This is a genomic window from Pseudomonas sp. ArH3a (assembly GCF_022648765.1).
Lineage (GTDB): Bacteria > Pseudomonadota > Gammaproteobacteria > Pseudomonadales > Pseudomonadaceae > Aquipseudomonas.
The window spans coordinates 1098175-1124229 of record NZ_CP080330.1; the positions used below are offsets into that span (position 1 = coordinate 1098175).

The 26055-nt window shown below is 57.5% G+C and carries 29 protein-coding genes and 2 tRNA genes; 11 read left to right on the top strand and 20 right to left on the bottom strand.

Annotated features, from left to right (window positions below):
• Positions 1-33 precede the first annotated feature (33 nt).
• From K0P33_RS04775 to K0P33_RS04795, 5 genes are all read right to left on the bottom strand, one after another.
• Positions 34-813: a PhzF family phenazine biosynthesis protein gene (locus tag K0P33_RS04775; RefSeq protein WP_094948870.1), complete on the bottom strand. Its 780-nt coding sequence runs from the start codon at positions 811-813 to the stop codon at positions 34-36.
• A 101-nt stretch (positions 814-914) separates the two neighbouring features.
• Positions 915-1748: an EamA family transporter gene (locus K0P33_RS04780; protein WP_242154246.1), complete on the bottom strand. Its 834-nt coding sequence runs from the start codon at positions 1746-1748 to the stop codon at positions 915-917.
• Positions 1745-2311 (bottom strand): GNAT family N-acetyltransferase, encoded by a 567-nt coding sequence (locus K0P33_RS04785; protein ID WP_242154248.1) that lies wholly within the window; start codon positions 2309-2311, stop codon positions 1745-1747. The genes K0P33_RS04780 and K0P33_RS04785 overlap by 4 nt, the downstream gene beginning before the upstream one ends.
• A gap of 95 nt (positions 2312-2406) precedes the next feature.
• Positions 2407-2483: transfer RNA gene (locus tag K0P33_RS04790), tRNA-Met, on the bottom strand.
• A 473-nt stretch (positions 2484-2956) separates the two neighbouring features.
• Positions 2957-3508, bottom strand: coding sequence for an RNA polymerase sigma factor (locus K0P33_RS04795; protein WP_094948873.1), 552 nt, complete (start codon positions 3506-3508; stop codon positions 2957-2959).
• 262 nt (positions 3509-3770) lie between these two features.
• Here K0P33_RS04795 and K0P33_RS04800 point away from each other — a divergent pair, with 262 nt between their 5' ends.
• From K0P33_RS04800 to sctU, 11 genes are read left to right on the top strand one after another with little or no spacing between them, the layout of a single operon-like run.
• A complete protein-coding gene (locus tag K0P33_RS04800; RefSeq protein ID WP_242154250.1) occupies positions 3771-4826 on the top strand; it encodes a TyeA family type III secretion system gatekeeper subunit in 1056 nt (351 codons plus the stop codon).
• Positions 4823-6916 (top strand): type III secretion system export apparatus subunit SctV, encoded by a 2094-nt coding sequence (gene sctV / locus K0P33_RS04805; RefSeq protein ID WP_242154253.1) that lies wholly within the window; start codon positions 4823-4825, stop codon positions 6914-6916. The genes K0P33_RS04800 and sctV overlap by 4 nt, the downstream gene beginning before the upstream one ends.
• Before the next feature lie 37 nt (positions 6917-6953).
• Entirely contained in the window at positions 6954-7847 is an 894-nt protein-coding gene (locus K0P33_RS04810) for an FHA domain-containing protein (RefSeq protein ID WP_242154255.1), read from the top strand.
• The gene (locus K0P33_RS04815; RefSeq protein WP_094948877.1) at positions 7844-9202 is read left to right on the top strand and encodes a FliI/YscN family ATPase; all 1359 of its coding nucleotides are present in this window, start codon (positions 7844-7846) and stop codon (positions 9200-9202) included. The genes K0P33_RS04810 and K0P33_RS04815 overlap by 4 nt, the downstream gene beginning before the upstream one ends.
• Positions 9189-9626 carry a YscO family type III secretion system apparatus protein gene (locus tag K0P33_RS04820; RefSeq protein ID WP_094948878.1) on the top strand — a complete coding sequence of 146 codons (438 nt, stop codon included), beginning with the start codon at positions 9189-9191 and terminating at the stop codon, positions 9624-9626. Before K0P33_RS04815 ends, K0P33_RS04820 begins: the two co-directional genes overlap by 14 nt.
• Positions 9627-9636: 10 nt before the next feature.
• Positions 9637-10056, top strand: coding sequence for a type III secretion system HrpP C-terminal domain-containing protein (locus tag K0P33_RS04825; RefSeq protein WP_242154257.1), 420 nt, complete (start codon positions 9637-9639; stop codon positions 10054-10056).
• Positions 10053-11066, top strand: a complete 1014-nt coding sequence (locus K0P33_RS04830) for a FliM/FliN family flagellar motor switch protein (protein WP_094948880.1) — start codon at positions 10053-10055, stop codon at positions 11064-11066. The genes K0P33_RS04825 and K0P33_RS04830 overlap by 4 nt, the downstream gene beginning before the upstream one ends.
• A complete protein-coding gene (sctR, locus tag K0P33_RS04835) occupies positions 11063-11716 on the top strand; it encodes a type III secretion system export apparatus subunit SctR (protein WP_242154258.1) in 654 nt (217 codons plus the stop codon). Before K0P33_RS04830 ends, sctR begins: the two co-directional genes overlap by 4 nt.
• A gap of 7 nt (positions 11717-11723) precedes the next feature.
• A complete protein-coding gene (gene sctS, locus K0P33_RS04840; RefSeq protein ID WP_003208363.1) occupies positions 11724-11987 on the top strand; it encodes a type III secretion system export apparatus subunit SctS in 264 nt (87 codons plus the stop codon).
• 10 nt (positions 11988-11997) lie between these two features.
• Positions 11998-12786 carry a type III secretion system export apparatus subunit SctT gene (gene sctT / locus K0P33_RS04845; RefSeq protein ID WP_094948883.1) on the top strand — a complete coding sequence of 263 codons (789 nt, stop codon included), beginning with the start codon at positions 11998-12000 and terminating at the stop codon, positions 12784-12786.
• The gene (gene sctU / locus K0P33_RS04850; protein ID WP_242154261.1) at positions 12783-13880 is read left to right on the top strand and encodes a type III secretion system export apparatus subunit SctU; all 1098 of its coding nucleotides are present in this window, start codon (positions 12783-12785) and stop codon (positions 13878-13880) included. Before sctT ends, sctU begins: the two co-directional genes overlap by 4 nt.
• A 104-nt stretch (positions 13881-13984) precedes the next feature.
• On the opposite strand, the gene hrpT is transcribed toward sctU, so the two are convergent.
• The 15 genes from hrpT to lolB all read right to left on the bottom strand — a co-directional run bounded on the left by hrpT (position 13985) and on the right by lolB (position 26052).
• Positions 13985-14188 (bottom strand): HrpT family type III secretion system protein, encoded by a 204-nt coding sequence (gene hrpT / locus K0P33_RS04855; protein WP_094948885.1) that lies wholly within the window; start codon positions 14186-14188, stop codon positions 13985-13987.
• A complete protein-coding gene (gene sctC, locus K0P33_RS04860) occupies positions 14185-16311 on the bottom strand; it encodes a type III secretion system outer membrane ring subunit SctC (protein WP_242154263.1) in 2127 nt (708 codons plus the stop codon). Before sctC ends, hrpT begins: the two co-directional genes overlap by 4 nt.
• A gap of 289 nt (positions 16312-16600) precedes the next feature.
• A complete protein-coding gene (locus K0P33_RS04865) occupies positions 16601-16834 on the bottom strand; it encodes a hypothetical protein (protein ID WP_094948887.1) in 234 nt (77 codons plus the stop codon).
• A gap of 90 nt (positions 16835-16924) precedes the next feature.
• Complete coding sequence (gene sctL / locus K0P33_RS04870; RefSeq protein ID WP_242154265.1) at positions 16925-17530, bottom strand: type III secretion system stator protein SctL; 606 nt, start codon at positions 17528-17530, stop codon at positions 16925-16927.
• Positions 17508-18089, bottom strand: a complete 582-nt coding sequence (locus K0P33_RS04875) for a type III secretion protein (RefSeq protein ID WP_094948889.1) — start codon at positions 18087-18089, stop codon at positions 17508-17510. Before K0P33_RS04875 ends, sctL begins: the two co-directional genes overlap by 23 nt.
• A complete protein-coding gene (gene sctJ / locus K0P33_RS04880; RefSeq protein WP_094948890.1) occupies positions 18082-18867 on the bottom strand; it encodes a type III secretion inner membrane ring lipoprotein SctJ in 786 nt (261 codons plus the stop codon). Before sctJ ends, K0P33_RS04875 begins: the two co-directional genes overlap by 8 nt.
• A gap of 4 nt (positions 18868-18871) precedes the next feature.
• The gene (locus K0P33_RS04885) at positions 18872-19237 is read right to left on the bottom strand and encodes a hypothetical protein (protein ID WP_094948891.1); all 366 of its coding nucleotides are present in this window, start codon (positions 19235-19237) and stop codon (positions 18872-18874) included.
• Positions 19238-19642: 405 nt separating this feature from the next.
• Positions 19643-20557, bottom strand: a complete 915-nt coding sequence (locus tag K0P33_RS04890; RefSeq protein WP_242154267.1) for a sigma 54-interacting transcriptional regulator — start codon at positions 20555-20557, stop codon at positions 19643-19645.
• Positions 20558-20857: 300 nt separating this feature from the next.
• Positions 20858-21958: a redox-regulated ATPase YchF gene (gene ychF, locus K0P33_RS04895; protein WP_094948893.1), complete on the bottom strand. Its 1101-nt coding sequence runs from the start codon at positions 21956-21958 to the stop codon at positions 20858-20860.
• Between the two features lie 21 nt (positions 21959-21979).
• Positions 21980-22564 carry an aminoacyl-tRNA hydrolase gene (gene pth, locus K0P33_RS04900; RefSeq protein WP_010213318.1) on the bottom strand — a complete coding sequence of 195 codons (585 nt, stop codon included), beginning with the start codon at positions 22562-22564 and terminating at the stop codon, positions 21980-21982.
• A 168-nt stretch (positions 22565-22732) separates the two neighbouring features.
• Positions 22733-23332, bottom strand: a complete 600-nt coding sequence (locus tag K0P33_RS04905; protein WP_094948894.1) for a 50S ribosomal protein L25/general stress protein Ctc — start codon at positions 23330-23332, stop codon at positions 22733-22735.
• A gap of 139 nt (positions 23333-23471) precedes the next feature.
• Positions 23472-24413 carry a ribose-phosphate pyrophosphokinase gene (locus tag K0P33_RS04910; protein ID WP_003208392.1) on the bottom strand — a complete coding sequence of 314 codons (942 nt, stop codon included), beginning with the start codon at positions 24411-24413 and terminating at the stop codon, positions 23472-23474.
• Between the two features lie 46 nt (positions 24414-24459).
• Positions 24460-24534 (bottom strand) — tRNA-Gln (locus K0P33_RS04915).
• A 37-nt stretch (positions 24535-24571) separates the two neighbouring features.
• A complete protein-coding gene (gene ispE / locus K0P33_RS04920) occupies positions 24572-25375 on the bottom strand; it encodes a 4-(cytidine 5'-diphospho)-2-C-methyl-D-erythritol kinase (RefSeq protein WP_094948979.1) in 804 nt (267 codons plus the stop codon).
• A gap of 59 nt (positions 25376-25434) precedes the next feature.
• Entirely contained in the window at positions 25435-26052 is a 618-nt protein-coding gene (gene lolB, locus K0P33_RS04925) for a lipoprotein insertase outer membrane protein LolB (protein WP_242154269.1), read from the bottom strand.
• Between the last annotated feature and the right edge of the window lie 3 nt (positions 26053-26055).

The window sequence follows — 26055 nt, forward strand, 5'->3', positions numbered from 1 at the left end:
GAGAATGATCTGTTGTCCTTGGGGTGGTACTTTTTACAGGTAAATCACGCCTTGCAGGTAGAGCACCGCATGGCCCGAGATGATCACGCGGTCGCCCTTGAGCTCGCAACGCAGTTGCCCACGGCGCTTGCCGCCCTGTTCAGCAGTCAATTGCGACTTGCCCAAACGCTCAGCCCAGAAAGGTGCCAGCGAGGTGTGTGCGGAGCCGGTGACCGGGTCTTCATCGACGCCCACGTTCGGGCCGAACCAGCGCGAAACAAAATCAAACTGCGTGCTTTTGGCCGTCACCGCGATCCCGCGTTTGGGCAGGCCCTTGAGGCGCGCGAAGTCTGGCGTCAGGGCGGCGATTTGAGCCTCATCGTCGACCAGCACGATGTAGTCATCGGTGGCAAACACCTCGGCGTGCTCAATCCCTAATGCGCTCAACAGTCCACTGGGCGGCTCGCAGCGCTGAGGCTGTTTAGCCGGGAAATCCATCGCCAGTTCGTCGCCATTGCGCGTCACGCGAAGCTCGCCGCTGCGGGTGGCAAAGCGCAACACTTCAGGTGCGTCCGCCAGTTGATGAATCAGCACCCACGCCGCTGCCAACGTGGCATGGCCGCACAGGTCCACTTCGACTTGCGGGGTGAACCAGCGCAACTCATAGAAGTCGCCACGGGGCACGAAATAGGCGGTTTCGGAGAGGTTGTTTTCCGCGGCGATGTCTTGCAGTTGTGCGTCGGGCAGCCACTCGGTCAGCGGGCAGACGGCTGCCGGGTTGCCACCGAAAGGATGTTGGCTGAAAGCGTCGACTTGGTAGATGTCCAATTTCATCGGGGGCACTCCGTCTTGTGGAGGCTGGACACTAACAGTGGGTCAGGAGGGCGTCAAAATACAGATACGCAGTTTTTTTGAGCGCACGCCCCCTGGCCTGCTCAGCCCAGGCGCAACAGCATCGCCCCGGCGGCAATGACACATGCGGCAACAATGCGAGCGCGGGTCAGATGCTCTTTCAGCACCCATGCCGAAATCCCCACGCCGAACAGGATCGACGTTTCCCGCAGCGCTGAAACGGTGGCGATGGGGGCAGCGGTCATGGCCCAAAGCGCCAGACCATAAGACGCTATCGTGCCCACACCGCCGACGATCCCCAGGCGCCAGTTACGGCTTACGTAGTCACGGAACACGCCGCGCCGGGCCGCTAAAGCCCATGCGGCAAGCGGAATGCCGGTCAGCAGGAAGATCCACAGTGTATAGGCCACCGGCGTGCCGGACTTGCGCACGCCCAAGCCGTCGATAAGGGTGTAGCTGGCGATCACCCCCGCGTTGATCAGCGCCAGAATCAAGCCTTTTCGCTGTCCTGATAACGGCGCTACAGCCATGCTCAAGATGCCCAGAGAGATCACCGCAATGCCGAGCCAGGCAAATGCCGACAATGGCTCCGCCAACACAAACACACTCACCGTCGCCACCACCAACGGCGCGGTGCCGCGCATGATCGGGTAGGTCTGGCTCATGTCGGCAATGCGGTATGTCGAGGCGACCAGCACGAAATACAGCACTTGGAGAATCACCGACGCGCCGATGAACGGCCAGCTTTCTGGCGCCGGCAGCGTCAGAAACGGGATGGCCGCCAACGCGATCAACGAGGCGACTGACGCAATCAGGCAGGTGGTCAACAGCTTGTCGACGCCACCTTTGACCACGGCATTCCAGGTGGCGTGGAGCGCGGCGCCCAGCATGATAATGGCGAATACGTGGAGGCTCATGAGGCGTGGCTTGCGCCGTTGATCAGCGCCGTCAGCACATGGTCCGCCCACACGCCATTGATCTTGAGATAGGCCCGCGCCTCACCCTCGCGCTCAAACCCCAGCCGTTTGAGCAGACGCGCACTGCGTTCATTTTCAGGCCGGTAGTTGGCCATGATTCGATGCAGTTTCATGTCATCGAACACATGGGCAATCGCGGCTTTCAGCGCTTCGTGCATCAGCCCCTGGCCCTGGGCAGATTCGTCGAGCGCGTAGCCCAAGTGACAGGCTTCAAATGCACCGCGCACGACGTTGGTGAAGTTGCAGACGCCGATGACTGTGCCGTCGTGCAGTATCAGCAGATGCAGCGCTTCGCCGCTGGCGGTTTTCTCGGCCATGGTTTTGAGGCGTTGGGTGATGGCGTCGAGTTCGAAGAAGTCATCGCCGTGCGTGGGTTCCCAGGGTTGAAGGTAAGCGCGGTTTCGCAGCAGATACGTTTGCAGAGCGCCAGCGTGAGACGGGCGAGCGGCTTGCAGCGACAGCCGTTCGGTGGTGATGCCGTGGGTGGGGAAATGGGGGTTCACGTATCGCCTCCTTGTGGTTGGGGGCGAGTATGCCTCAGGGCTTTTCTTCAGGCATAAAAAAACGGCCTACCTTTCGGTAAGCCGTTTTTAGTACTTGGTGGCTACACAGGGACTTGAACCCCGGACCCCAGCATTATGAATGCTATGCTCTAACCAACTGAGCTATGTAGCCAAGTGGCGCGCATTATTCGCGTAGAACGGGAATGCGTCAAGCGTTTATTTTGAATTTTTATCTACGCTTTCAACTGTTTAACCGAAAATGCCGGGTCTGGCGACGAGTGGCTCGGGGATTTTCACGTCTCTGGGCTACACAAAAAACGCCTGTGGGAGCGGGCTTGACTGCGATTATGGTGGGTCAGCCGATGACGAGGTTGAATGTGCCGCCGTCATCGCAGGCAGGCCCGCTCTCACATTTGATCGGTGTTTAGCGTTACTGCGCGCGTGGTTGCGGGTGATCGCAGCAGTCGAGGCGTTGGCTGAGGTGCTGCGGATCAGGGGGAGAGGTAGAGCTGGGTATCTTCAACGCTGAGGTTTTCGTTGACGACGAGGCAGTCGGGCAGTTGGCGATCTAGTTGCCGCGCGTGCGCAGGTGTAATTCGGTTGGGCAGATATCCCTGCCGCCCAACGATTACCCTTTAGAGCGCCTTACGGTTGCGGCGGGTTGTGCGTGACGCGCTTGAGGTGTTCACGCGCCCGTGACAGGCGTGAGCGAACGGTGCCGATAGGGATGTCCAATACGTCGGCTGTGTCCTGGTAGCTGCCGTCGGTTTCCAGCGAGGCGTACAGCGTCTTGCGCATTTCTGCCGGCAGGTGGTCGATGGCCGTCAGGGTTTTTTCCAGCCGGCGGTTGATCTCGAACTCCCAATCCAGGTTGTTGTTTTCCTCCTGGCCATGCCACAGCGATTCATCGAATTCGCAATGCACCGGTTTGGCATACAAGCGCCGAAAATGGTTGCGGACCAGGTTCTGCGCAATGCCGCACATCCAGGTGCTGAGGGTTGCCTGTCCACTGAAACGCTCCCTGTTGCGCCAAGCTTCCAGGTAGGTCAGTTGTAGGATGTCGTCTGCATCTTCGTGGTTGAGCACGCGTTTGTGGATGAAGCGCCGAAGTTTTTTTTGTTGATCGTCTGTCAGGTGAAGCATGAATTGAGGCGAGCTGCCAACGAGGTGGGCTAAAGCTTCAATAGGGATATTCATGATTTTTTCCTCAGGGTAGACGCTATCGAAATGTTTACGATGCGAACCCCTTTTGCACTGGCTGTGCCAAAGGAAAAAAACTCTCAACTTTCTGATTTATATAAATAAATATATTGAGATGAAGCGTTTTTGCGCAGTAATTTGCAAAATGCGCTGATGATTTGTGCCGGTCTTTTCAAAAGTGTCGAAAGTCGAGTTTTGATGGAACCGTATCGGCAGGCCTCGCCACATAGGGACACACTCTTCCCTTCTTGGCATGCTTATGAAAGTCGAATCCCTTCAAGATGCGCCCTCTACCCAGCGCCTGGATCAACCCGCCGCTGCGCCTGTCTCGCCGCCCACCTCAGCGAAAGTCGATGAGCTTGCTCCGTTCTTCGACCAGGAAGTGATTGCCAGCAATCGGGCCTCGCGGTTGATGCCTATACACGTTCCGCCCGCCGAGCAGCTTGCTCAACTTTATGATCAGTTGGGCCATCCGGCCCAGGAATCCTTGGCGGCTATTTCTCGTCGGTTCAGGCACCAATTGCAGCACCATCCCAGTGTCGACAAGCTGCTGGAGCTTGCCGAGGGGGACCCCGCTCGTGCGTTCGTGGTGCTCAAGCATTTGGAGGCCCAGGCGAACAATGAAGTACGCCTCTCCGACGCTACCTTGGCGCGGGATGCGGTTGCCCTGCTGACGGTCAGCTTCAAAGGGGAAATCCAGGCGGGCCTTAAAATTGCCACGGCGTTGACGCAGGCCGGTGGTGATCCGCAGGAGCGCCAAGCGCTGCGGGCGCTCTACTACTCAAGCGTGGCCACCCGCCAGTCCCTGGTGACAATGATGCAGGCCTTGCTAGGTGTGTACGGTGGCGATACGTTTTCCGCCAGGCTCAGTAGCATGCGTAAAGCCTTGGCTGACGACATTGCGGTCCTCGTGTCGTCAATGACCACGCCGCGGTTGCGCACTTTGTTGCTGGCCCTGCAGAGCTGTGGGAAGTTGGGCTCCGTGTTGTCCGACTGCCAGGCGTTGATCCAGCGCCTGGGCATAAGCCATGACTCCGTGAGCCTTTTGCAGCGCCTGCTGGGGTATGCCGGCAGCGGTATCGATGCGGGTGAAATCCTGCGACTTGGGCATGATCTGGGCAGTGGCCTGACCATTCGGCAAGTGGTACTCCTCAACGCGCTTTACCCGATGATTCGGGAGTTGCCGTTGGCCTTGTGGCCCGACAGTCGCGTACGCCAGGGGGCCCTGGACAGCTTTTTGGCGGTGATGGGCGAACTGGACCGCGTCGAGCGCGGCCCCCTGAAGTTTGCCGGTGACCTGGGGACGCTGGCGTGACTGCACTGTCGGCCATCAACAACGTCTTGCTCAAAGTGGCACAGCGTGCCGAAGTGCTGGGCGCGGTGGTGGTCCTGGGCATTGTGTTTATCTTTATCGTCCCGCTGCCGACCTGGCTGGTGGACATCCTGATTGCGGTCAACATTTGCATATCGTGCCTGTTGATCGTGCTGGCGCTTTATTTGCCAGGGCCTTTGGCGTTTTCATCGTTTCCTTCGATTCTGCTGCTGACCACCATGTTTCGTCTGGCGCTGTCGATCGCCACTACGCGGCTGATCCTGTTGGAACAGGACGCTGGTGACATCGTAGAGGCGTTCGGCAATTTCGTGGTGGGCGGCAACCTGGCGGTGGGGATGGTGATCTTTATGATCCTGACCTTGGTCAACTTCCTGGTGATCACCAAGGGCTCGGAGCGGGTCGCCGAGGTAGCGGCGCGGTTCAGCCTGGATGCGATGCCGGGTAAACAGATGTCCATCGACAGTGACCTGCGTGCCGGCCTGATCGATGGTATGCAAGCGCGGGACAAACGTGAGCAATTGTCCCGCGAGAGCCAGTTGTTCGGCGCCATGGACGGGGCCATGAAGTTCGTCAAGGGCGACGCCGTCGCCGGTTTGATTATCGTCGTGGTCAACCTGTTGGGTGGTTTCACCACTGGTATGTTTCAACACGACTTGAGCGCTGCCGAGTCGATACGACTGTATTCGGTACTGACCATCGGTGATGGCTTGATTGCGCAGATTCCTGCACTGCTGATCTCCCTGACTGCCGGCATGATCATCACCCGCGTGGCGCCAGATGGGCGCAGGGGTATCACTAACATGGGCGCGGAAATCGCCCGGCAAATGACCAGTGAGCCCAAGAGCTGGATGATTGCATCGGTAGGGATGCTCGCGTTTGCAATAGTGCCCGGCATGCCCACGATGGTTTTTATTCTGCTCTCGGCGGTAACCGGCTCCCTGGGTTATTACTTGATGCGCCAACGTCAGCGAGCGGAAAAGCCCGCTGATGAGGCTGCCGAAGCCGTCCGGCCCGAAGAGAACGGGGAAGAGGACTTGCGCGGGTTCGATCCATCGCGGCCTTACCTGTTGCAGTTTCCCCCCGCCTTGCGCGGGACTCCCGAGGTTACGGATCTTATTCACGGAATCCGCCAGGCACGAAATTCGCTCGTCGCCAATATCGGCCTGACATTGCCGCCGTTCGAAGTCGAACTCGATGATTCACTGGCCGCCGATGAAATGCGTTTCTGCGTGCATGAAGTACCGATGGTCAAGGCATCGGTTGTCAACTACCTGGCCGTCGAGCGTAAGGCGCTGACGATTGAGCCTGAGCACGCAATACGAGGGCTGGCCGAACGTGATGAACAGGACTGGCTCTGGCTGGCACCTGATGACCCTCTGCTTGATGACCCGCAGCTGGAGCGCTTTACCGCCACGAGCCTGATCATCGACCGTATGAGACAGGCGATGATGCTCAGCGGACCGCAGTTCCTGGGCATTCAGGAAAGCAAGGCGATCCTCGGTTGGCTTGAGCACAACCAGTCGGAACTGGTGCAGGAGCTGCAACGCATCATGCCGCTCTCGCGGTTTTCAGCGGTGTTGCAACGCTTGGCCAGTGAAGGTGTTCCGCTGCGTGCCGTGCGGCTGATTGTGGAGTCGCTGATCGAGTACGGCCAGCATGAGCGTGAACCCGATGCCCTCGCCGACTATGCACGCATTGCCCTCAAGGCGCAGATCTTCCACCAGTACAGCGAGGAAGATGGCCTGCATGCCTGGTTGCTGTCGCCTCATACCGAGAACATCTTGCGCGAAGCGTTGCGTCAGACCCAGACCGATGTGTTCTTTGCACTGGATAACGAAAGCAGCGCCGCATTGATCAACCTCCTCAACCAGGCCTTTACCTTACGCGCCAAGAGCAAGAGCGTGATGTTGGTGGCGCAGGACCTTCGCAGCCCCTTACGCACCTTGCTGCTGGAAGAGTTCAACCATGTGCCGGTGCTGTCCTTTGCTGAGTTGGGAAGCACGTCCAAGGTGAAAGTATTAGGGCGCTTCGATCTTGGTCAAGATGAGCTGATGCGGGGTGCCGCGGCATGAATCGTCAGCCAGGTTCAACGCACGGGAGGGCTCGATAATGTTTGAGTTACGGGTGCTCAATGGTCTGAACCAGGGCGCTGCATTGCCGCTGTTTGGTGAGCAGTGGAGCATCGGTGCTCACCCGGACGCTGACCTGATGCTGAATGATCCGGGCATTGCCGAGCATCACGCGCGGTTACGACTGATCGACTCAAACTGGTCGGTGCAGGCCGAGGCCGGGCTGCTGCACGGCGATGAAGGACAAGTGCTGGCACAGATCGCGAGCCTGGCACTGAACGTACCGTTTTCAGTCGGAGCTATCCGACTGTGCGTCACCTTGGCCGATCAACCATGGCCTGAAGTACCCGCTCCAACACCCTCACCGCGCACTACTGAAGCGCCGCGGGCGCTGCAGTTATCGTCGATCCCGCACACGCAGCAAAAACGACTGATCAGCGTAGTGCTGGTGGTTGCAATCATCGTCGCAGTGGTAGGCATAGCCTCCTCGGTGGAGCGTGGGGCACAGGCCTCGTTGATGCCTCCCGTAGTAACCAAACACGAGCTGGCCACGCCGTTTGAAGTGCGCCAGCAGTTGGTGAAGATGCTCAGTGAGCGTGAGTTGGGCCAACGGGTCAGCTTGCAGGTGATCAATGGGCAAGTCGCGCTTAACGGCGACGTTTCCCAGGACGATGTGGAACTGGTGTCGCGCATGCTCAGCCGTTTTGGTGAGCTGTTTGACAGCGCGGTGCCAGTGATCAGCCGCGTACGTGTACGCGACGGAGCCCTGCCGTTCAAGATTGTTCAAATCGTCGGTGGGCCCAATGGCCATGTCGTGCTGGACGAGGGTAGCCGGGTGTTCGTCGGTGATGAAGTGGACGGCTTGCGCCTGGTGCTGATCGACAATAGCAAGGTGGTTTTCGATGGCGCGCAGCGTTACGAGGTGCGTTGGTGAACGAGCAAATGCAGGCGCGTCTTGATGCCTGGCAGGAGCGCCAGACGCAGGCGCTGGCCAACCTGATGCCGGTGACCATGCGCGGGCGCGTCCAACGCGTCAACGGCATGCTGTTGCAGTGCCGATTGCCCAGCGCGCGTATCGGTGACTTGTGCCAGGTTGAAAAGTCTGCCGACGAATACATGCTGGCTGAGATCATCGGTTTCGATCAGCAGGATGCCGTACTCAGTGCCTTGGGCAACCTTGAAGGGATACGCGTGGGTGCCAGTGTGCAGCGCCTGGGGGTGTCGCATCGGGTACGGGTCAGTGATGAGCTGTTGGGCCAGGTGCTGGATGGTTTCGGGCGGCCGATTACCGGCGTTGGCCCAAGCGCCTTCGTCGACACCGACGGCCCGGATGCGAGCATGGTGTTGTGTGAGGCGCCGTTGCCGACCGAGCGGCCGAGGATCAATCGGGCCCTGGCGACCGGCGTGCGCTCGATCGATGGTTTGCTGACGCTTGGCGAGGGCCAGCGTGTGGGCCTGTTTGCCGGTGCAGGTTGTGGCAAGACCACGTTGCTGGCGGAGATTGCCCGTAACGTGGAGTGCGATGTGATTGTGTTTGGTTTGATCGGCGAGCGTGGTCGGGAACTACGGGAGTTTCTCGACCATGAACTGGACGATCAATTGCGGGCCAAGGCTGTGCTGGTGTGTGCGACGTCCGACCGTTCAAGCATGGAGCGCGCCCGTGCAGCGTTCACCGCCACGGCGCTGGCTGAGGGCTATCGGCGTAAGGGTAAACGGGTGCTGCTGCTGATCGACTCCTTGACGCGTTTTGCCCGCGCTCAAAGAGAAATCGGCCTGGCGGCCGGTGAACCCCTGGGCCGCGGCGGCTTGCCGCCATCGGTATACAGCTTGTTGCCGCGGTTGGTGGAACGTGCCGGGTTGACCCGCGACGGCGTTATCACCGCGATCTACACGGTACTCATCGAACAGGACTCGATGAGTGACCCCGTGGCTGACGAGGTTCGCTCGTTGCTCGACGGCCATATTGTGTTGTCCCGCAAGCTGGCAGAGCGCGGTCACTATCCAGCGGTTGATGTGCTGGCCAGCCTTTCGCGGATTTTGAGCAACGTCGCCACGCCTGAGCATATCCAGGCGGGCACGGGGCTGCGCCGCCTACTGTCGGCGTACCAGCAGATCGAGCTGATGCTGAAGCTGGGCGAGTACCAGGCCGGCAGCGATGCGCTGACTGACTTGGCGGTGGACAGCCGTTCTGCAGTGGATGGCTTTTTGCGCCAGGACTTGCGTGAGCCTTCACCGATGGAGACGACCCTGGATCAACTGACGGAGCTGACCGCCTATGTTCCTTTCTGAGTTGGAAACCCTGAGGCGTCTGCGCAAACACCGGGCGGACAGGGCCGAGCGCGCATTGGGTGAGGCTAAAAGGCAGCAACGGGCGTTGCAGTTGCAAGTTGAGCAGGCGCAGCAGGCCCTTGAGCAAACGCGTGTGCAGGAAGCTCAAGAAACTGCGCAGCTATTGAGCAAGCATCAAGGGCAAGTGCTCTCGTTTAAGGAACTCAAATCGTGGAGTGCCCAGGAGCGCACGTTGTCCGCCAGTACGCAGCGCGAAGAGGCGCAGTTGCATGAATTACACGGGCAGCGGAAGCAGCAAGTGGTGCACGTCGACAGTATGCAAATACAGGCCACCCGATACTTGCGCGAGGTCGAAAAACTTTCGGAATTATCCCAGTTACTGGTGCAGGAGAGTCATGAAACGATTACCTGTGAGCAGGTTTAACCGGCCCCGTATGCGTGAGACAAGGGAAGATCGTGAGGCCGGTGTTGAGGCCGTGGTGCCCTGGGTCCATGTGCAGTTATTCACCCAAATTTTCGCCAAGGATGATGGCCAAGGTGGTTACGCTTCCCGCTTGCCTACGAAGAGTGCTGCGGCGGATAAAGTAATGCTCGAGGCATTGACGGAGCAGTTGGCGCTTCGCGTTCAGGGCGTCACGCAATGGCCATTGCTGGCGGTGCTTTACGTGCCACGGCTGGGGCGGATCAACGCCAGTGTCCAACGGCAGCCTGGCGCCTGGAACATCGAGCTGGAAGCCGAAGAACAACACACAGCGAATTGGCTCGGCACGGTGAAAAAGCGCTATCAGGACAGGCTGGTCGAGGCGTTGGGGCAGCCTGTCGATATCCACATCAAAAGCGCGGGCCCCGCATGATCATGTCCGCTTTGACACCGCCATTGGTTGAGGGCGCAAGGGTTGCGGCGTTGCATCGACTGGGGCGCGGGTTACGCATGCCGTTCCACGTGGGCGATCAAGAGGGGGCATTTGTGCTCGAACCCGGTCGCGCGCCTGAAGGGGTAAGCCCTTTGTGTGTCGAGAGTGCCCTCGGTGTGCTGGCGTTCTCGGAGCCCAATGCGATGTTCAGCCTGATGGGCGAATGCCCGGTAACCCTGGCAGAGGTTGGCAACGACCCGAAGTCCTGGTTCTGGGAATTGTTCCAGCATCACCTCAGCCCGCAGGTGCGGGCGTTGTTCGGTTATCTGCGCGTGCTGCCGGCGCCTGAAAAGTTGGGCTTTGGTTGCCGTTTTACCGTGATGTTGGGGCCGTCCAAGGTCGCAGGTTACCTGTGGCTGGCCCCGCAAAGCTTGCTGGCGATGTGTGCGGCTGGCGCTTGGCGGTCGACGGCCAGCCCATTACCTGCATCGTTTCCGCTGGCAATAGCCGTGACGTTGGGCCGCTTGAGTTTGCCCATTGCGCAATTGCGTGGCGTACGTGCGGGTGACGTGCTGATGCTTGAACGCGCCTTTTTTGATGTACAGGGCCGTGGTCATTTGAGTATCGGCAGTCAACGGCTGCAAGGGCGTATTGACGATGAGTCCGGTCCGTTATGCCTGAACCTTATTGCGATAGAGGAAGCGTCCATGGACGAAGAGTTTTTAATAGAAGAAGTCCCGGGGCCTGAATTTGATCAACCGGTGGAGGATGTTTTCGGCCGGGAGCTCTTTGATGACTTGAGTATGGCGCTGACAGTGCGCTGTGGTGTCCTGAACCTGACCCTGGGCGAACTGCGCAATCTTGCTCCCGGTGCGGTGTTGGGCATCAGCGGGTATGCCCCGGGCGTGGCCGGCCTGTATTACGGTGAACGGCCTATTGGCCAGGGGCAGTTGGTGGAAGTCGATGGACGTCTTGGCTTGAAATTGTCTCGCGTGGTGTTCTCCCGATGATACTCCAGGGCGTTGACCCGATTGTAATTGCGCTGTTTTTCGCGGCGCTGTCGTTGCTGCCGATGCTGTTGATCATTTGCACGGCGTTCTTGAAGATCGTCATTGTGCTGATGATCACCCGCAACGCCATCGGCGTTCAGCAGGTGCCTCCGAACATGGCTATCAACGGAATAGCGCTGGCCGCTACCCTGTTTATCATGGCCCCCATGGGTTACCAGATCGCCGAGAACCTAAAGGGGGCGCCCCTGGACATGAGCAATGTTCAGACGGTTCAAGCGACTGGCCTTGTGGCTATAGAGCCGCTACGTGCGTTTATGAAACGCAACACTGATCCGGATGTGTTGACCCACATGCATGAAAACAGCGTGCGCTTGTGGCCACCGGAAATGGCGCAAAGCACCCAGCGCGACGACCTGATCCTGCTAATCCCCTCCTTTGTGTTGTCGCAGGTGCAGGCGGGGTTTGAGATCGGCTTCCTGATCTACATTCCGTTCATCGTCATCGATTTGATTGTGTCCAACCTGCTCTTGGCGTTGGGGATGCAAATGGTCTCGCCCGCGACCATTGCCCTGCCGCTCAAATTGCTGCTGTTCGTGATGGTCTCCGGATGGTCGCGGTTGCTCGACAGTCTTTTCCTTTCATACCTTTGAGTAGCCCATGGAACCGATCGTGCTTTTCAAGCAGGGCATGCTGCTGGTGGTGGTGTTGTCGGCACCGCCGCTGATCGTAGCGGTGGTCGTCGGCGTGCTGACGTCCCTGGTTCAAGCCCTGATGCAGATACAGGACCAGACGTTGCCCTTTGGCATCAAGCTGGTCGCGGTGGGTATCACACTGATATTGACGGGACGCTGGATCGGCGTGGAGCTGATTCAACTGATCAACCTGATGTTCGACATGATCGCCCGCTCGGCGCTGAACTGAGGGCCTGCACGTGCTGCCTTATCTTGACTATCTGCCAAGCCTGCTGGTGGCCATGGCGAGGATCTACCCCTGTGCCATTCTGGTGCCGGCGTTCTGCTTCCAACATATACGCGGCATGCCTCGGCACGTCATCGTGATGGTCATGGCATTCATTCCGGCGCCAGGTATCCATGCTGTACTGGTGGACCAGGACTACTCCGCGCTGATGATCATCGGCCTGATATTCAAGGAGGCCGCCTTGGGCATTTTGCTGGGTGTCCTGTTGGCTATGCCTTTTTGGATGTTCGAGTCAGTCGGCGCGCTGTTGGATAACCAGCGTGGCGCCCTGGCGGGTGGTCAGCTCAACCCTTCACTGGGGCCGGACGCAACGCCCATCGGGCATCTGTTCAAGCAGTTGGTGATTTACTTGTTGATCGCTGTCCTGGGTTTGAGCGTGCTTACCCAAGTGATCTGGGACAGTTATTTGATCTGGCCGGCCACGGCCTGGGTGCCGCTGCCGGCAGTCAATGGTTTCAGTACGTTCCTTGGCATACTCGGCGATACCTTTACCCACATGATGCTTTACGTTGCGCCCTTTATTGCCGTGTTGTTATTTCTGGAGTTCGGTATCGCACTACTGGGGGTCTACAGTCAGCAATTACAGGTGAGCACGTTGGCACCACCGCTCAAAAGCCTGGCGGGTATCGGTATTCTGTTGTTGTACTTTGCGTTGCTGCAGGACCTGATCGTCGGGCGCTTGAACCTACTGGGTGACCTCAAGCACTCACTCGGAGTGATGTTCCAGGTCTCGACGCCATGAGTGACTCCGGTGAAAAGAAGCACCCGGCGTCTGCCAAGAAACTGCGCGATCAACGCAAAAAAGGCCAGGTTTCCCAAAGCCAGGATGTCAGCAAGTTGCTGGCGCTGACAGCGATCAGCGAGGTTGCTTTGTTCACCGCCGAAACGAGCTTGCAACGCTTTCAGCAACTGATGGTGTTGCCGATGTCGAGCATGGCTCAGCCCTTCACTCGAGCGCTGGAGGAGGTGCTGTTTGAAGGGTTGTTGATGTTTTTCTCGTTCGCCCTGTTGATGGTTGGGATGGCCATTGCCGCGAAGCTGATCAGCAGCTGGATGCAGTTCGGGTTCCTGTTTGCGCCAGAGACCTTGAAGCTGGATTTCAATCGTCTCAACCCTCTCAAGCAGCTCAAGCAGATGTTCTCCGCCCAATCGGTCATGAATCTGTTGATGAGCATTACCAAGGCGGTGCTGTTAGGGGTGGTTTTGTACGTGGTCATCAGGCCTTCATTGGGCACATTGATGAACTTGGCCAACAGCGACCTGCAAACCTACATCCTTGCGCTGATCATTCTGTTCCGCCACTTGCTGCATACCTGCCTGGGGCTATTGCTGGTGTTGGCGCTCATTGACCTGACGATGCAAAAGCACTTCTTCGCCAAGCGCATGCGCATGACCCAAGTCGAGGTGGTTAAAGAGTACAAGGATATGGAGGGTGACCCCCATGTGAAGGGGCAGCGCCGCGCGTTGGCGCAGCAATTGGCCCAGGAGGAACCGAAGGTCAAATTGCCCAAGCTGGAGGAAGCCGACATGCTGGTGGTCAACCCGACACACTTTGCTGTCGCCCTGTATTACCGCCCCGGTAAGACGCCGTTGCCGATGTTGGTCAACAAAGGCACGGACGACGGAGCACGTGAATTGATTCGGCAGGCGAAGGCTGCCGAGGTTCCGGTGATTCAGTGTGTATGGCTGGCCCGCACGCTCTACACGAACAAACTGGGAACAAGCATCCCTCGCGAAACCTTGCAGGCGGTGGCGCTGATCTATCGCACATTGCGTGAGCTTGATGATGAAGCCAAGCGCGAAACCCTGGAGTTGCCGGAGCTTGAGCAGCGCTGATCGGTGCCAGGTGTATACCGCAAGCAAGAACGGGTGAGCAGCAATGCTGCTCACCCGTTAGCCCAGGAACACCTGGTGTTGATCGTTGAGAAGTAACCGAAGGTTCAGCGTTCCAGCGAGATCGTTTGGTAGTCCGCCCGTTCACCGGAGGGCCCTGGCTCGACGCGCATCTGCGGTGGCCACCAGATCACCATTTTATCCTTGGTCGCTTGCGGGCGTGAGCAGGAGTCGCCTCTGCAGGTGGGGCTGCAGCCGGCGATGAGCAGCACGGTGCTGATCAGGGTGAGGCACAACAAACGGCGTTTCATGGCTTGGCCTTTTGAGCGGGAGTGATCAAGGAGGGACGGGGCACGCCGATGTGTTCATCCTTCACCACCGGGCGCATGGCGATAAACACCTCGGCTTCTTCACCCGGTTTGAGCCAGGCACGCGGCCACACGGTGACGGCCAAGGTTTGCGAATTGCTGCACTCCTTTTCGTCGATCCGCACCGTGCGCTTGAACTGGTTACGCAGCACTATCACCGCCACATTGAACTGCGGGCCGGCATACCACTGGCTGCGTTCGGTGTTCATTGCCAGTAGATCGCGGGTGTTGCACAAGGTGCCCAGGCCCAGCGGCATGGGGGCCGCCTTGAATGCCAGGGGAACCTCCCCGCTGACGAGATGCGCCAGGGTGCTGGTGATGTCACTGCGTTTGATGACCGGCTCGTGTGCGGCATAACGCCTGGCCAGTGGCTTGAGTGCGGCTTGCAGCTCTGCCTGGTCGTCCTGCGGCAAATAACGTGAAGGGTCAGCTTGGTCACCGATCACGCGTGGCGTCAGGATAAACAGGCGTTCGCGCCGGTTGTTCTTGCGTTCGGTGGAGGAGAACAACGCCTTGCCCAACAGCGGTATATCCCCCAACAGGGGAATCTTGTTGCGCTTGTCGGTGCTTTCGGTGACATGGAACCCACCGATCACCAGCGAGCGCTGTTCCGCCATGACCGCCTGGGTACTGACATTGCCCCGGCGTACATCCGGGCCTTTGCGATCCGGGTTTGACTCGTCGAAGTTTCCGTCTTCGATATCGACCAAAAGGTGAACCTGATGGGTGCCTCGGGTGGTAATCACCCTCGGTACCACCTGTAGGCTGGTACCGACAGTGATGGGCAGAACGGTCGCGACCTCTGTGCCTGCCGTCAGGTATTGGGTGCGGTTGAAATCAATCACTGACGGCTGGTTTTCCAGGGTGAGGACCGACGGGTTGGACACCATGGTTGCCAGGCCACGTTGCTCCAGTGCGCGTATTTTGGCAAAGAAAAGATCACGGTTTGTGATCGACAGCTGCGATGAACTCCCAGGCGATATTCTCGTGTCGCTACTGAAGTGACTGTTGCCCCAGTTGACCCCGAATTCGCGCAATTGGGTGCGCTCTATATCGAGGATGATTGCGTCGATCTCCACCATTTTTCGCGCCACGTCGAGCTGGGCAATCAGCTCGCGGTACATCGCCTGCCGTTCCGGAATGTCATAGATCAATACGGCGTTGTTGCGCACATCGGCTTCGACGCGGATTCTGCCGGCAGACACCGGCGCTCGCGGGGTGAGTGTCGCGCCGGTTTCCAACTGCCCCTGGTTCGCTGTCTGTCCAAGCATTTGCCCCAATAGTGGGTTGTTCAACCGGGGAAAGTTGGGTGTGATGGGAGAGGGCTGTGAGCGGCTTGGTGGCGTGGTCGAAAGGGAGGAGGCGGACCGAGGCTCCAATAACCCACGCAGCATGCTGGTAACGCCTGGGATGGTGATTTTGTCGCCGCGATAATCGATCTGGCGATCCCCTGCGTTGGCGAATTTCAGCGGGTAGCTGAGCACGCTCTGCTTTTCGTCGGGTGTTTTACGCTGGCTGCTGAATTGCTTGATCTGTTCGATGTAGCGCTTGGGGCCAGAGACCAGCACAACTCCATCATCAGGCAGTTCACCCCAGCCGAAACGGCTATCGAGCAAGCCGATATCGAGCAGCGCTCGCTTAAGGTCGGCGACGGTCTCGGCAGAAACTTCCAGGCGCGCGGACTCTTGCAGGTCGAGGGTGCTGATATAGAGGGTGTTGTTGTACAAGTACCACTGGAAACGGTGTTCTACCGCCAGCCTGTCGAGCATTGACTGGGGAGTATTGGCGCGTATCTTGCCATTGACGATCCCGTCCAGGAGGCCGTCCACTTGCAGTTGGGTGCCAAACGTCTGAGCGAAGTCCTCCAGTACATCGCGTAGGGGCTTATGCTCGGCTTCATAGGCATAGGCCGTGTTTTTCCATTCGGAGGGGATAGCGGCGAGGGTGCTGTGCAGCGGCGCCAACAACAAGGGCAGCGCGAGCACACAACGCCAGTGAGCGCGTTTTGCCAGAGCAGCGGGCGAGTTTAAACGCAAGCTGGTGTGCTTGTTGATCTTGCTATACATGACTGGTTCTCTGTTTCAGTGCGGTAGCTTACGTAGGGAAGTGGGCCGGAGTTTGCGCCCAGCCTTTATCAGGCGTGCAGTTACGCTGCGCCAGGTGTTACGTTGGTTGAGAGGTGCCTCAGGGGATTTCAGCGGGTGTTCCTGACCTGCAATCCCGTGCCGGCATTGCACCAACCAGAGATGGCCTATGTCTGGAGCCAAGGCAATGCTGACCTCATCGCCTGTTCAAACCGCAGAGTATTCTGCTCGCGGCTATTCAAACGCTCGGTCAGCTTTTGCTGGCCTGCCACTAGACGACATTGATACTCGACTTAATTGTTTCGTGCTTAAAGCTGAGGTAGGTCGAGCTCACGGCATAATTGTTAATAAGCTTGGCCTTTTCTTCATTCAGAAGCTCCAAGAACCTATTGGTGTCCTCGATCTCTCCGCTGTATGAACTATCGCTACCAATGCTTGCGATATCTTTTTCGGAGCGGGCTTGCTGCCTGTAGAAGCTATTGAGTACGCGAGTGTCACCATTCATCGCTTTACCTCCAGTGAGTTGTATCCCTGTGTGGCGCCAGATTGATGACCAGTTCCATCAACTGCCTGTTTTGTAAAAAAAGAAAAGCTTTTACCAAGAAAAGTTGTCACTTGATTTGGCCTGGGGTGGGATCGCCACCAGGTTGTCGAGGGCATGCGCCCAGTTGATGTGAAAGCCGCCATCTTCGGTCTCAAGCAACAGCGACTGTGCAGCACGCCCTTCTTCCACTCGAAGTGTCCATGGCACGCCACAGTGGAGGCTGAGCCATAGCTCGACATGTTCACGGTCCTGCGGGCTGCACATTAAGTGTGCCTCGACGGTCGGCAATTGCGCCTCCAACAGTTTATTGAGCAGTGCAGAGAGGCGTTGAGCGGGTACGGTGTCCTGCAAGAGGCTTCGGATGGCCGTGTTGATGACGCAGGTGGCGGCCTGTTCCAGGTTCTCGGCCATCGCCTGGCGTTCTGACTCCCAGCGCTGCAGTTGGGCATTGGCGAGTTGCCAGAACTCGTCACTGGCACTTTCAAGTATCGTCTCGCATTGCGCCTGGGCCTGGCTTATGAGTACCTGCGCCTGGGTTTCGGCGTGTTCAAGCAATTGCCGGGCCTGGGTGTAGTCAGAAAGCATTTCCCTGGGAATCAGGGCCGTCGGCAGATTATGGGCGAGGGGGTTCAGCTCAATCTTGTGGGCGCAAAACATGGTCGGACTTCTCGTTTGGGGCGTGTGGCGCGTCGCCGACTGCGGTAGAGGTTGCGCGCCAAATAGTGGCTTTCCACAGGGTATCCAACCGACCATGCGTGTCCGCCAATTCAGGATGCTGCTCCACCTCAAGCACCGTTGGTCGAGCAAAGCTCAAGCGTAGTCGGCGCCAGATTTCGGGGGAAACCCACGCGCGCAGAGCGTGCAAGGGGTCTTCGATGCCCACCGGTATTGAGCTAGGTGGCAGTGCCTTGGCCAGGCGCTGGCACCATAGCCGCTGATCTTGATTCAACCGGCTGTCGTGGCGCGCGTTGTACACCTCACTGACCAGTGTCAATACCAGGTCTCGTTGTTGGGCGCTGCTCAGTACCAGTTGGAGTAAGGCCGGCGACGTGGGAGGAGGAAGCTCGGGTTCGATGCCGAACAGGCTACTCACCCGGCTATGATGGCTGTATGAGAGCGCTGTGGTATCGACAAAGCCCGTTTGCGTTAGCCAGTCGATATGGGCGTTTTTCCATGGAAACGCCCACCATCTTATCCAGCTGAGATCTTCACTCATGAGCGTTTGCTATCGCCGGGGCGGGTGCGGGTGTAAGCGTTTTCCTGCGTCGCCAGAACATCCAGGCAATGCCTCCCAGCGGGAGGATAGCCAGGGGCGCTATGAAGCTGGCGCGCCAGAAGCCAAGGTCCTGCTCTGGCACCAGAAAAGGGCCGAGATAGGAAAGTTGTCGCTGCTCGGTGTAGGCCGCGGCGGGTACAAAGATGACGGTCAGTTTTGTGGTGTTGTCCAGGGCTGAGGCCATGCCCGGAATGCTGCTGGCCACCATCCTGCGCACGCGCGGGTTAATATTGTCTGGTTCCAGTCGCGGGTCGTGCTTGATGAATACCGAGGCGGAGGCCGGCTGTACCGGCTCACCTGGCGCTACGCGCTCAGGCAGTACCACGTGAACCCGCGCGACGATAACACCATCTATGTTTGACAGCGTCGATTCCAGTTCCTGGGACAGGGCGTAAATATAGCGTGCGCGCTCTTCCAGTGGCGTGGAGATGACACCTTCTTTGCGAAAGATATCCCCCAGTGTCGAGCGGGCTGTTCTGGGCAGCCCCGCGGCGTCCAGGGTACGGACAGCCCGACTGATGTCACTGGACTTGACGCGAACTGCGACGCCATCTTTTCCTGGAATCTTCTGGGCACGTATTTGCTTGTCTGCCAGTTCCGCGACGACTTCATTGGCTTCCTGCTCAGAAATATTGCGATGAAGTTCTACGCTGTCACCACAGCCAGACAGCATCAACACCGATGATAAGAGCACTAGGGTGGACAGATGACGGAGCATGCATCTAGCCCATGCTTGAAATTTTATCGATGCCTTTTGCGAGAGCGCTAATGACCTTGACACGTGACGTCAATTCAATGTGCGCTTCGGCGAGCAATTGGGGGAACTCATTTGCCTCCGTGGTCTTCTTGTTCTGACTCGCGTCCCGAAATGCTTTGGATACGCGTCTGGATAACGTAGCCGACTCGGTAGAACCCCATGAAAAAGAGGGTGATGCCATGGCGGGAACGATTCCTTTGCCGGAGTGTTCGGTCTGGCTCACTTGAGCGTTAAAAAAATTGATGTCAGACGTTCGGTTGATCGCGGCAGGCATTTCAGCCTGAGGGGTAATGTTTTCGTTTACAGCGAAACCTTTGTTGGTGATGTACATTGGAACCTCTATCGATTGTTACGCCTGCAATGACAGTGAAAACCTCCTCGGCCTGTCGAGCAGAGGAGGCTGGCATTTTTTAACCGAACCGGATCTTGCCACAACGAGCGGCCGCCGCAGTACACTTCTCATTTTCGATACCGCGCCTGGTCTCTTCTACGAGTTCTAGTCTTTTTTGGTTATCGAGTTGGTTAATTTGAGCTTGGGTTGATGAGGCGTTGCTGCCGGAGACTTGAGACATAGGCCACCTATTTGAGTGAGAAATAATGACTGTCAGCTATTGTTAGCTGCCTGTGGTGTAATGAGCAACTTGTAGGTTGCTCATTTATTGTGTGGCCAAAGGAAGTGAAAGCGTTCCATATTCGTTGTGTTTTTTTCTCACCTCTCCAGAATGCTCGGTAGTTGTTATATTGCGAGTTGTTTCATGCGGTAGTAAAGAGTGCGCTTGGCGACCTTCAGCTCAATTGCCACGTTATCGACACAGTGGTCGTTACGTCGCAGCGACTCTTCAATCAGGGCTTTTTCAATTTGCTGCAGGCGAGCCTTCAGGCTCATTTCGCTGTCCTGTGGTTTGCCCTTGGGAGTTGAGAGCGCTGGCAGACCTAGCACAAACCGCTTGGCCGTCGAACGCAATTCGCGGATATTGCCCAGCCAGGAGTGGCACAGCAATTGTTGCAATAACCCACCAGGCGGGGTCGGGGCAGGGCATTTGAAGTGGTCGGCTTCTTGCTGGACCATCGTCAGGAACAGCGGAATGATCCTTTCTCGCTGGTCGCGCAGAGCTGGAAGCTCGAGGCTGACCACATTCAGACGAAAGTACAGGTCGCGCCTGAAGGTGCCCTGTTCGACCATTTGGTGCAGCGACTGCTGGGCTGATGCAATAACGCGCATGTCTACCGGGATGAAGCGCGTTGAGCCCAGGCGCTCGACGCCACGCGACTCTAGCACTCGCAGCAATTTGGCTTGCAGGTTCAAGGGCATGCTGTCGATCTCATCGAGGTACAGGGTGCCCAGATGAGCGGCTTCGACAAACCCGGCCCGCGACTGCAAGGCCCCGGTAAAGGCGCCGCTGTTGACGCCGAACAATTGGCTTTCAGCGAGGCTTTCGGGGATGGCCGCACAGTTCACCGCAACGAAGTTACCTTTTCGCCTCGACAAGCGATGAACCCGTTGGGCCAGCGTATCTTTGCCTGTACCGGTCTCGCCGAGTAGCAGGATGTCAATATTGAGTGATGCGGTGCTGTTAAGCGTGCTTTCAATGTCTGAACCTTCAATGATTGAAAGGTCCGTTTCAATTTCCCTGGGGTAGGAGTCCGACATCAAGTAGGTGCTCCATTATCACTGTGTATTTGTCAGGAAGCGGTCAGCAGAACGAGATTATAGATTTTATATGCTCATTTTTAAGTAGGAACTTGCGCGGATGGTGTAGGAAAAGTTAGATAGGTTTAGGGTTTATCTTTCCCAGGTTTTAATGCGGATATGCTTGTAGGGTTAATAAGAAAAGTCTTAAAGAGTGAGATGTTTGGATATAAAAAGTACTGTTTTTTCTTAAGCAGTCGCCCACAAAAAAGCCGATGCAATGCATCGGCTTTTTGTTTGCGGTGAAACCGCGGGCGTTACTTACACGTTAAAACGGAAGTGCATCACGTCGCCATCTTTAACGATGTATTCCTTGCCTTCCAAGCGCCACTTACCGGCTTCCTTGGTACCGGCTTCACCCTTGTACTGGATGAAGTCGTTGTAGGCGATGACTTCGGCGCGGATAAAGCCTTTTTCGAAGTCGGTGTGGATCACGCCGGCAGCCTGTGGCGCGGTGGCGCCGACTTTGACGGTCCAGGCGCGGACTTCTTCGACACCGGCGGTGAAGTAGGTCTGCAGGTGCAGCATTTCGTAGCCGGCGCGGATCACGCGGTTCAAGCCAGGCTCTTCCAGGCCCAGGGCCTCGAGGAACATGTCTTTCTCTTCGCCGTCATCGAGCTCGGCAATTTCCGCTTCGATCTTGTTGCACACCGGCACCACGATCGCGCCTTCTTCCTCGGCGATGGCCCTGACCACGTCGAGCAATGGGTTGTTCTCGAAGCCGTCTTCAGCGACGTTGGCGATGTACATCACCGGCTTGGTGGTCAGCAGGTGGAAGCCCTTGATCACCGCTTTTTCGTCAGCGTTCATGCTCTTCATCAGGCTGCGCGCGGGCTTGCCTAAGGTGAAGTGAGCGATCAACTGCTCCAGCAGGCCTTTCTGAACCACTGCATCTTTGTCACCGCCTTTGGCGTTACGCGCGACTTTCTGCAACTGCTTTTCGCAGCTGTCGAGGTCGGCGAAGATCAGTTCCAGGTCGATGATCTCGATGTCGCGTTTCGGGTCGACGCTGTTGGAGACGTGAATCACGTTCTCGTCTTCAAAGCAGCGGACCACGTGAGCGATGGCATCGGTTTCACGGATGTTGGCCAGGAACTTGTTGCCCAGGCCTTCACCTTTCGACGCGCCGGCTACCAGGCCTGCGATGTCGACGAATTCCATGGTGGTCGGCAGGATGCGCTTGGGATTGACGATGGCCGCCAGTTCCTGCAGGCGCGGGTCCGGCATGGCCACGATGCCGCTGTTGGGTTCGATGGTGCAGAAGGGGAAGTTCTCCGCCGCAATACCGGACTTGGTCAAGGCGTTGAACAGGGTGGATTTGCCGACGTTGGGCAGGCCGACGATGCCGCAATTGAATCCCATGGTGTTTCCCCTCGGTAAGAGTCAGGCCTTCTGGCTGTGCAGGTTTTTCATCGCACGGTTCCATTCACCGGCGAAGATATCCGGCAGCACGCCGAGGGCAAAGTCGATGCTGGCATCGAGTTTTTCCTGTTCGGCGCGTGGCGCACGACCCAGGACGAAATTTGAAACCATACTGGCAACGCCTGGGTGGCCAATGCCGAGCCGCAGGCGGTAAAAATTATTCTGATTACCCAACTGCGCGATGATGTCGCGCAGGCCATTGTGCCCGCCATGCCCGCCGCCGAGCTTGAGCTTGGCAACGCCGGGTGGCAGGTCCAGTTCGTCATGGGCCACCAGGATTTCTTCGGGTTTGATCCGGAAGAAGCCCGCAAGCGCCGCGACAGCCTGGCCGCTGCGGTTCATGTAGGTGGTGGGAATCAGCAGACGAACATCCTGACCCTGATGCGAAAAGCGCCCGGTCAGGCCAAAATACTTGCGATCGGCCACCAGGTTTACACCTTGGGCGTGGGCGATACGCTCAACAAAAAGGGCCCCCGCGTTATGCCGGGTCTGTTCGTATTCGGCGCCTGGATTTCCCAGGCCAACGATCAGTTTAATGGCAGTCACGACAGGGGCCCTTCCTTTGGAGTTGTGGATAACATCGCCGCGACCAACGTGCGGCGAAAGTGGACAACAAAAGATCATTTACTCAAGAGTAAACGCCGCGTTATCGCCCGCTTTCTCGCTACGTTTCGGTCCGCGATGTTTCCTCAAGCTCCGGCAGTACAGAGTGAATTACTCTGCAGCGCCTTCTTCAGCTTCTGGTGCAACGCGTGGAGCGTGAACGTTTGCAACAGCTTTGTCATCACCGTGAGCCAGTGCGACAAACTCAACGCCTTTAGGGGCTTTGAGGTCGGACAGGTGGATGATGTCGCCGATTTCAGCAGCCGACAGGTCGACTTCGATGAACTCAGGCAGGTCTTTCGGCAGGCAGGTCACTTCGATCTCGGCAACAACGTGCGAGATTTCGCCGCCTTTCTTGACCGGAGCAGCTTCGCCAACGAAGTGCACAGGCACGATAGCGGTCAGTTTCTGACCGGCTACTACGCGAACGAAGTCAGCGTGCAGCACGTGGCCTTTAGCTGGGTGACGTTGCAGTGCCTTGATGATGACGTTCTGCTTGGAGCCACCAACGTTCAGCTCGATGATGTGGCTGTAAGCCGCGTCGTTTTCGAGCAGTTTGGCAACTTCTTTAGCCAGCATGCTGATGGATTCAGGGGCTTTTTCGCCACCGTAAACTACAGCTGGAACCAGGCTTGCGAGACGACGCAGGCGGCGGCTCGCACCTTTCCCCAGGTCGGAACGCAGTTCAGCATTCAAAGTAAATTCGTTCATGTTGTATCTCCAAAATAACCACATTCGCCCCAGCGTTTGCGACCAGCGCTAAAGGCGATATGGGCAAAAAAGCCCCGCCCCAACAGTAGGTTGGGGCGGGGCGCTTTTCGTCAGTGGGATGTTTCGTAAGGTTTGACCCTTAACGGAACATCGCGCTGATCGATTCTTCGTTGCTGATGCGGCGAACCGCTTCGGCAACTACCGGTGCGATATCCAGTTGACGGATACGCGAACAGGCTTGAGCTGCTGCGGACAACGGGATGGTGTTAGTCACCACCAGTTCGTCCAGCATGGAGTTCTCGATGTTTTCGATCGCTCGGCCCGACAGCACAGGGTGTGTGCAGTAGGCGAAGACTTTTGCTGCACCGTGCTCTTTCAAGGCTTTAGCCGCGTGGCACAGCGTGCCGGCGGTGTCGACCATGTCATCAACCAGAATACAGGTACGCCCTTCGACATCACCGATGATATGCATCACTTCAGAGTGATTAGCTTTTTCACGGCGTTTGTCGATGATCCCGAGGTCCACGCCCAGGGATTTGGCAACAGCCCGTGCACGCACGACGCCACCAATGTCCGGGGACACGATCATCAGGTTTTCAAAGCGCTGGTCTTCAATGTCATCCACCAATACTGGGGAGCCGTAGATGTTATCTACCGGAATATCGAAGAACCCTTGGATTTGGTCAGCGTGCAGGTCAACCGTGAGAACACGGTCAATGCCTACCACGGTGAGCATGTCAGCCACGACTTTCGCGCTGATAGCTACACGTGCAGAACGCGGACGGCGATCCTGACGGGCATAACCAAAGTAGGGGATTACAGCTGTGATTCGAGTCGCTGAGGAGCGGCGGAAGGCATCAGCCATCACGACGAGTTCCATCAGGTTATCGTTGGTCGGAGCGCAAGTCGGCTGAATAATGAAAACGTCTTTACCGCGGACATTTTCATTGATCTCGGCTGTAATTTCGCCGTCGGAGAATTTACCGACAGAGATGTCACCGAGAGGGATATGCAGCTGACGTACGACACGTCGAGCCAGATCGGGGTTGGCGTTCCCCGTAAAGACCATCATCTTGGACACGCGCAGTACCTAGAGGCTGAGGGTAACCTGGATGAGTATTAGAAAATGGCAGGGGCGGCTGGATTCGAACCAACGCATGGCAGGATCAAAACCTGCTGCCTTACCGCTTGGCGACGCCCCTGTATTTGTTGCAACGAGTACCCAGTACTCGGTTCCTTTTAGAGCAGACTCTGCAGCTTGCGATGCAACATCGAAACGTTGCTTCCCTTTGCTACAAACCCTGTAAGGGTCTCTGTAAGAAGGGCCGAGACTTTATCAGCTTCAGCTTTGCTTGGGAAGCCCCCAAACACACAACTTCCAGTTCCGGTTAATTTTGCTTCGGTAAATTTACCTAACAAATTCAAAGCGTTACGTACCTCTGGATAACGCCTTGCTACAACCGGTAAGCAGTCATTTCGACTGTTTCCCTTGGGAACGGGGCGCACTTTAATGGGAGGAGAGTTACGTGTCAACAGTGGATCTGAAAAAATTTCTGCTGTACTTACAGATACTTGCGGAACAAGCACGACATACCACGGCTCTTCGGGGTATTCCGGGGTGAGTTTCTCGCCCACGCCCTCGGCAAAAGCTGCATGCCCACGCACGAAAACCGGGACGTCGGCGCCCAGTGTCAGGCCCAGTGTGGCCAGGCGATCGTGGTCCCAACCCAGCTGCCACAAATGGTTCAGGCCGAGCAGCGTGGTCGCGGCATTTGAGCTGCCGCCACCGATGCCGCCACCCATGGGCAGGATTTTATCGATCCAGATGTCGATGCCGAGCGGGCAACCGGATTGCGCCTGAAGTTTTTTTGCGGCCCTCACAATCAGATTGCTGTCGTGGGGCACGCCTTCGAATTCGGTGTGCAACTGGATCACGCCATCATCGCGTACGGCGAAGGTCAGTTCATCGCCGTAGTCGAGAAATTGAAACAGTGTCTGCAACTCGTGATAGCCGTCTTCACGGCGACCCAGGATGTGCAGCATCAGATTGAGTTTGGCGGGGGAGGGCAGAGACAGCGTGCGAGTTTCTGAAAAAGACACGGTTATTGCCCCAGCTTGCGCGGTTGCCAGTCCTTGATCACCAGCGTGACATCAAGGTCGGTGCCGTGCAGCTTGATGCGTTCGGGCAGCCAATAACCGCTTTGTTGTACGTAGCTGAGGTACTCGACCTGCCAGCCATCCTGTTCAAGGGTGGCCAAACGGCTGTCGCCATTGAGGCTCAGGCGGCTTTTGCTGCCTGGCGCAGGCAAACCGCGAACCCACCACACCAAGTGCGAAACCGGCAGCTTCCAGCCCATCTGCTGTTCCAGCAGTTCTTCCGGCGACGCCGCTTCATAGCGTCCCTGGTTGGCCACTTCCAGGCTCACTTGGCCCGGTCGGCCGGTCAGGCGCGCGGCGCCTCGGCCCAATGGGCCAGACAAGCGAATGTCGTAATAGTCCTGGCGTTGCAGCCAGAACAAGGTGCCGCTGCCGGAATCTTTCGGCGCGCGAACCCCGACCTTGCCTTCGATCTGCCAGCCGTCGATGCTGCTGAGCTGGTCCTTGTGCTGTTTCCATTGCGCCGGGGTGCCCTGGCCTTCAACGGATTCGCGGCTGCCTATGCCCGCGCAACCGGCGAGCAAGGCGATGAGGCTGAAAACAATAACGTGGCGCAAGAACATAAG

What these genes read in the sequence shown, in the direction of transcription:
- K0P33_RS04810 (WP_242154255.1), top strand. Translation starts at nt 6,954, where the DNA reads ATGTTTGAGTTACGGGTGCTCAATGGTCTGAACCAGGGCGCTGCATTG.
- K0P33_RS04885 (WP_094948891.1), bottom strand. Translation starts at nt 19,237, where the DNA reads ATGTACATCACCAACAAAGGTTTCGCTGTAAACGAAAACATTACCCCT.
- sctC (WP_242154263.1), bottom strand. Translation starts at nt 16,311, where the DNA reads ATGTATAGCAAGATCAACAAGCACACCAGCTTGCGTTTAAACTCGCCC.
- K0P33_RS04800 (WP_242154250.1), top strand. Translation starts at nt 3,771, where the DNA reads ATGAAAGTCGAATCCCTTCAAGATGCGCCCTCTACCCAGCGCCTGGAT.
- ispE (WP_094948979.1), bottom strand. Translation starts at nt 25,375, where the DNA reads ATGCTGCACATCCTGGGTCGCCGTGAAGACGGCTATCACGAGTTGCAG.
- ychF (WP_094948893.1), bottom strand. Translation starts at nt 21,958, where the DNA reads ATGGGATTCAATTGCGGCATCGTCGGCCTGCCCAACGTCGGCAAATCC.
- K0P33_RS04795 (WP_094948873.1), bottom strand. Translation starts at nt 3,508, where the DNA reads ATGAATATCCCTATTGAAGCTTTAGCCCACCTCGTTGGCAGCTCGCCT.
- lolB (WP_242154269.1), bottom strand. Translation starts at nt 26,052, where the DNA reads ATGTTCTTGCGCCACGTTATTGTTTTCAGCCTCATCGCCTTGCTCGCC.
- sctS (WP_003208363.1), top strand. Translation starts at nt 11,724, where the DNA reads ATGGAACCGATCGTGCTTTTCAAGCAGGGCATGCTGCTGGTGGTGGTG.
- K0P33_RS04775 (WP_094948870.1), bottom strand. Translation starts at nt 813, where the DNA reads ATGAAATTGGACATCTACCAAGTCGACGCTTTCAGCCAACATCCTTTC.
- sctJ (WP_094948890.1), bottom strand. Translation starts at nt 18,867, where the DNA reads ATGCTCCGTCATCTGTCCACCCTAGTGCTCTTATCATCGGTGTTGATG.
- sctU (WP_242154261.1), top strand. Translation starts at nt 12,783, where the DNA reads ATGAGTGACTCCGGTGAAAAGAAGCACCCGGCGTCTGCCAAGAAACTG.
- K0P33_RS04875 (WP_094948889.1), bottom strand. Translation starts at nt 18,089, where the DNA reads ATGAGTGAAGATCTCAGCTGGATAAGATGGTGGGCGTTTCCATGGAAA.
- sctR (WP_242154258.1), top strand. Translation starts at nt 11,063, where the DNA reads ATGATACTCCAGGGCGTTGACCCGATTGTAATTGCGCTGTTTTTCGCG.
- hrpT (WP_094948885.1), bottom strand. Translation starts at nt 14,188, where the DNA reads ATGAAACGCCGTTTGTTGTGCCTCACCCTGATCAGCACCGTGCTGCTC.
- K0P33_RS04905 (WP_094948894.1), bottom strand. Translation starts at nt 23,332, where the DNA reads ATGAACGAATTTACTTTGAATGCTGAACTGCGTTCCGACCTGGGGAAA.
- K0P33_RS04780 (WP_242154246.1), bottom strand. Translation starts at nt 1,748, where the DNA reads ATGAGCCTCCACGTATTCGCCATTATCATGCTGGGCGCCGCGCTCCAC.
- K0P33_RS04830 (WP_094948880.1), top strand. Translation starts at nt 10,053, where the DNA reads ATGATCATGTCCGCTTTGACACCGCCATTGGTTGAGGGCGCAAGGGTT.
- K0P33_RS04820 (WP_094948878.1), top strand. Translation starts at nt 9,189, where the DNA reads ATGTTCCTTTCTGAGTTGGAAACCCTGAGGCGTCTGCGCAAACACCGG.
- K0P33_RS04825 (WP_242154257.1), top strand. Translation starts at nt 9,637, where the DNA reads ATGCGTGAGACAAGGGAAGATCGTGAGGCCGGTGTTGAGGCCGTGGTG.
- K0P33_RS04890 (WP_242154267.1), bottom strand. Translation starts at nt 20,557, where the DNA reads ATGTCGGACTCCTACCCCAGGGAAATTGAAACGGACCTTTCAATCATT.
- K0P33_RS04865 (WP_094948887.1), bottom strand. Translation starts at nt 16,834, where the DNA reads ATGAATGGTGACACTCGCGTACTCAATAGCTTCTACAGGCAGCAAGCC.
- sctL (WP_242154265.1), bottom strand. Translation starts at nt 17,530, where the DNA reads ATGTTTTGCGCCCACAAGATTGAGCTGAACCCCCTCGCCCATAATCTG.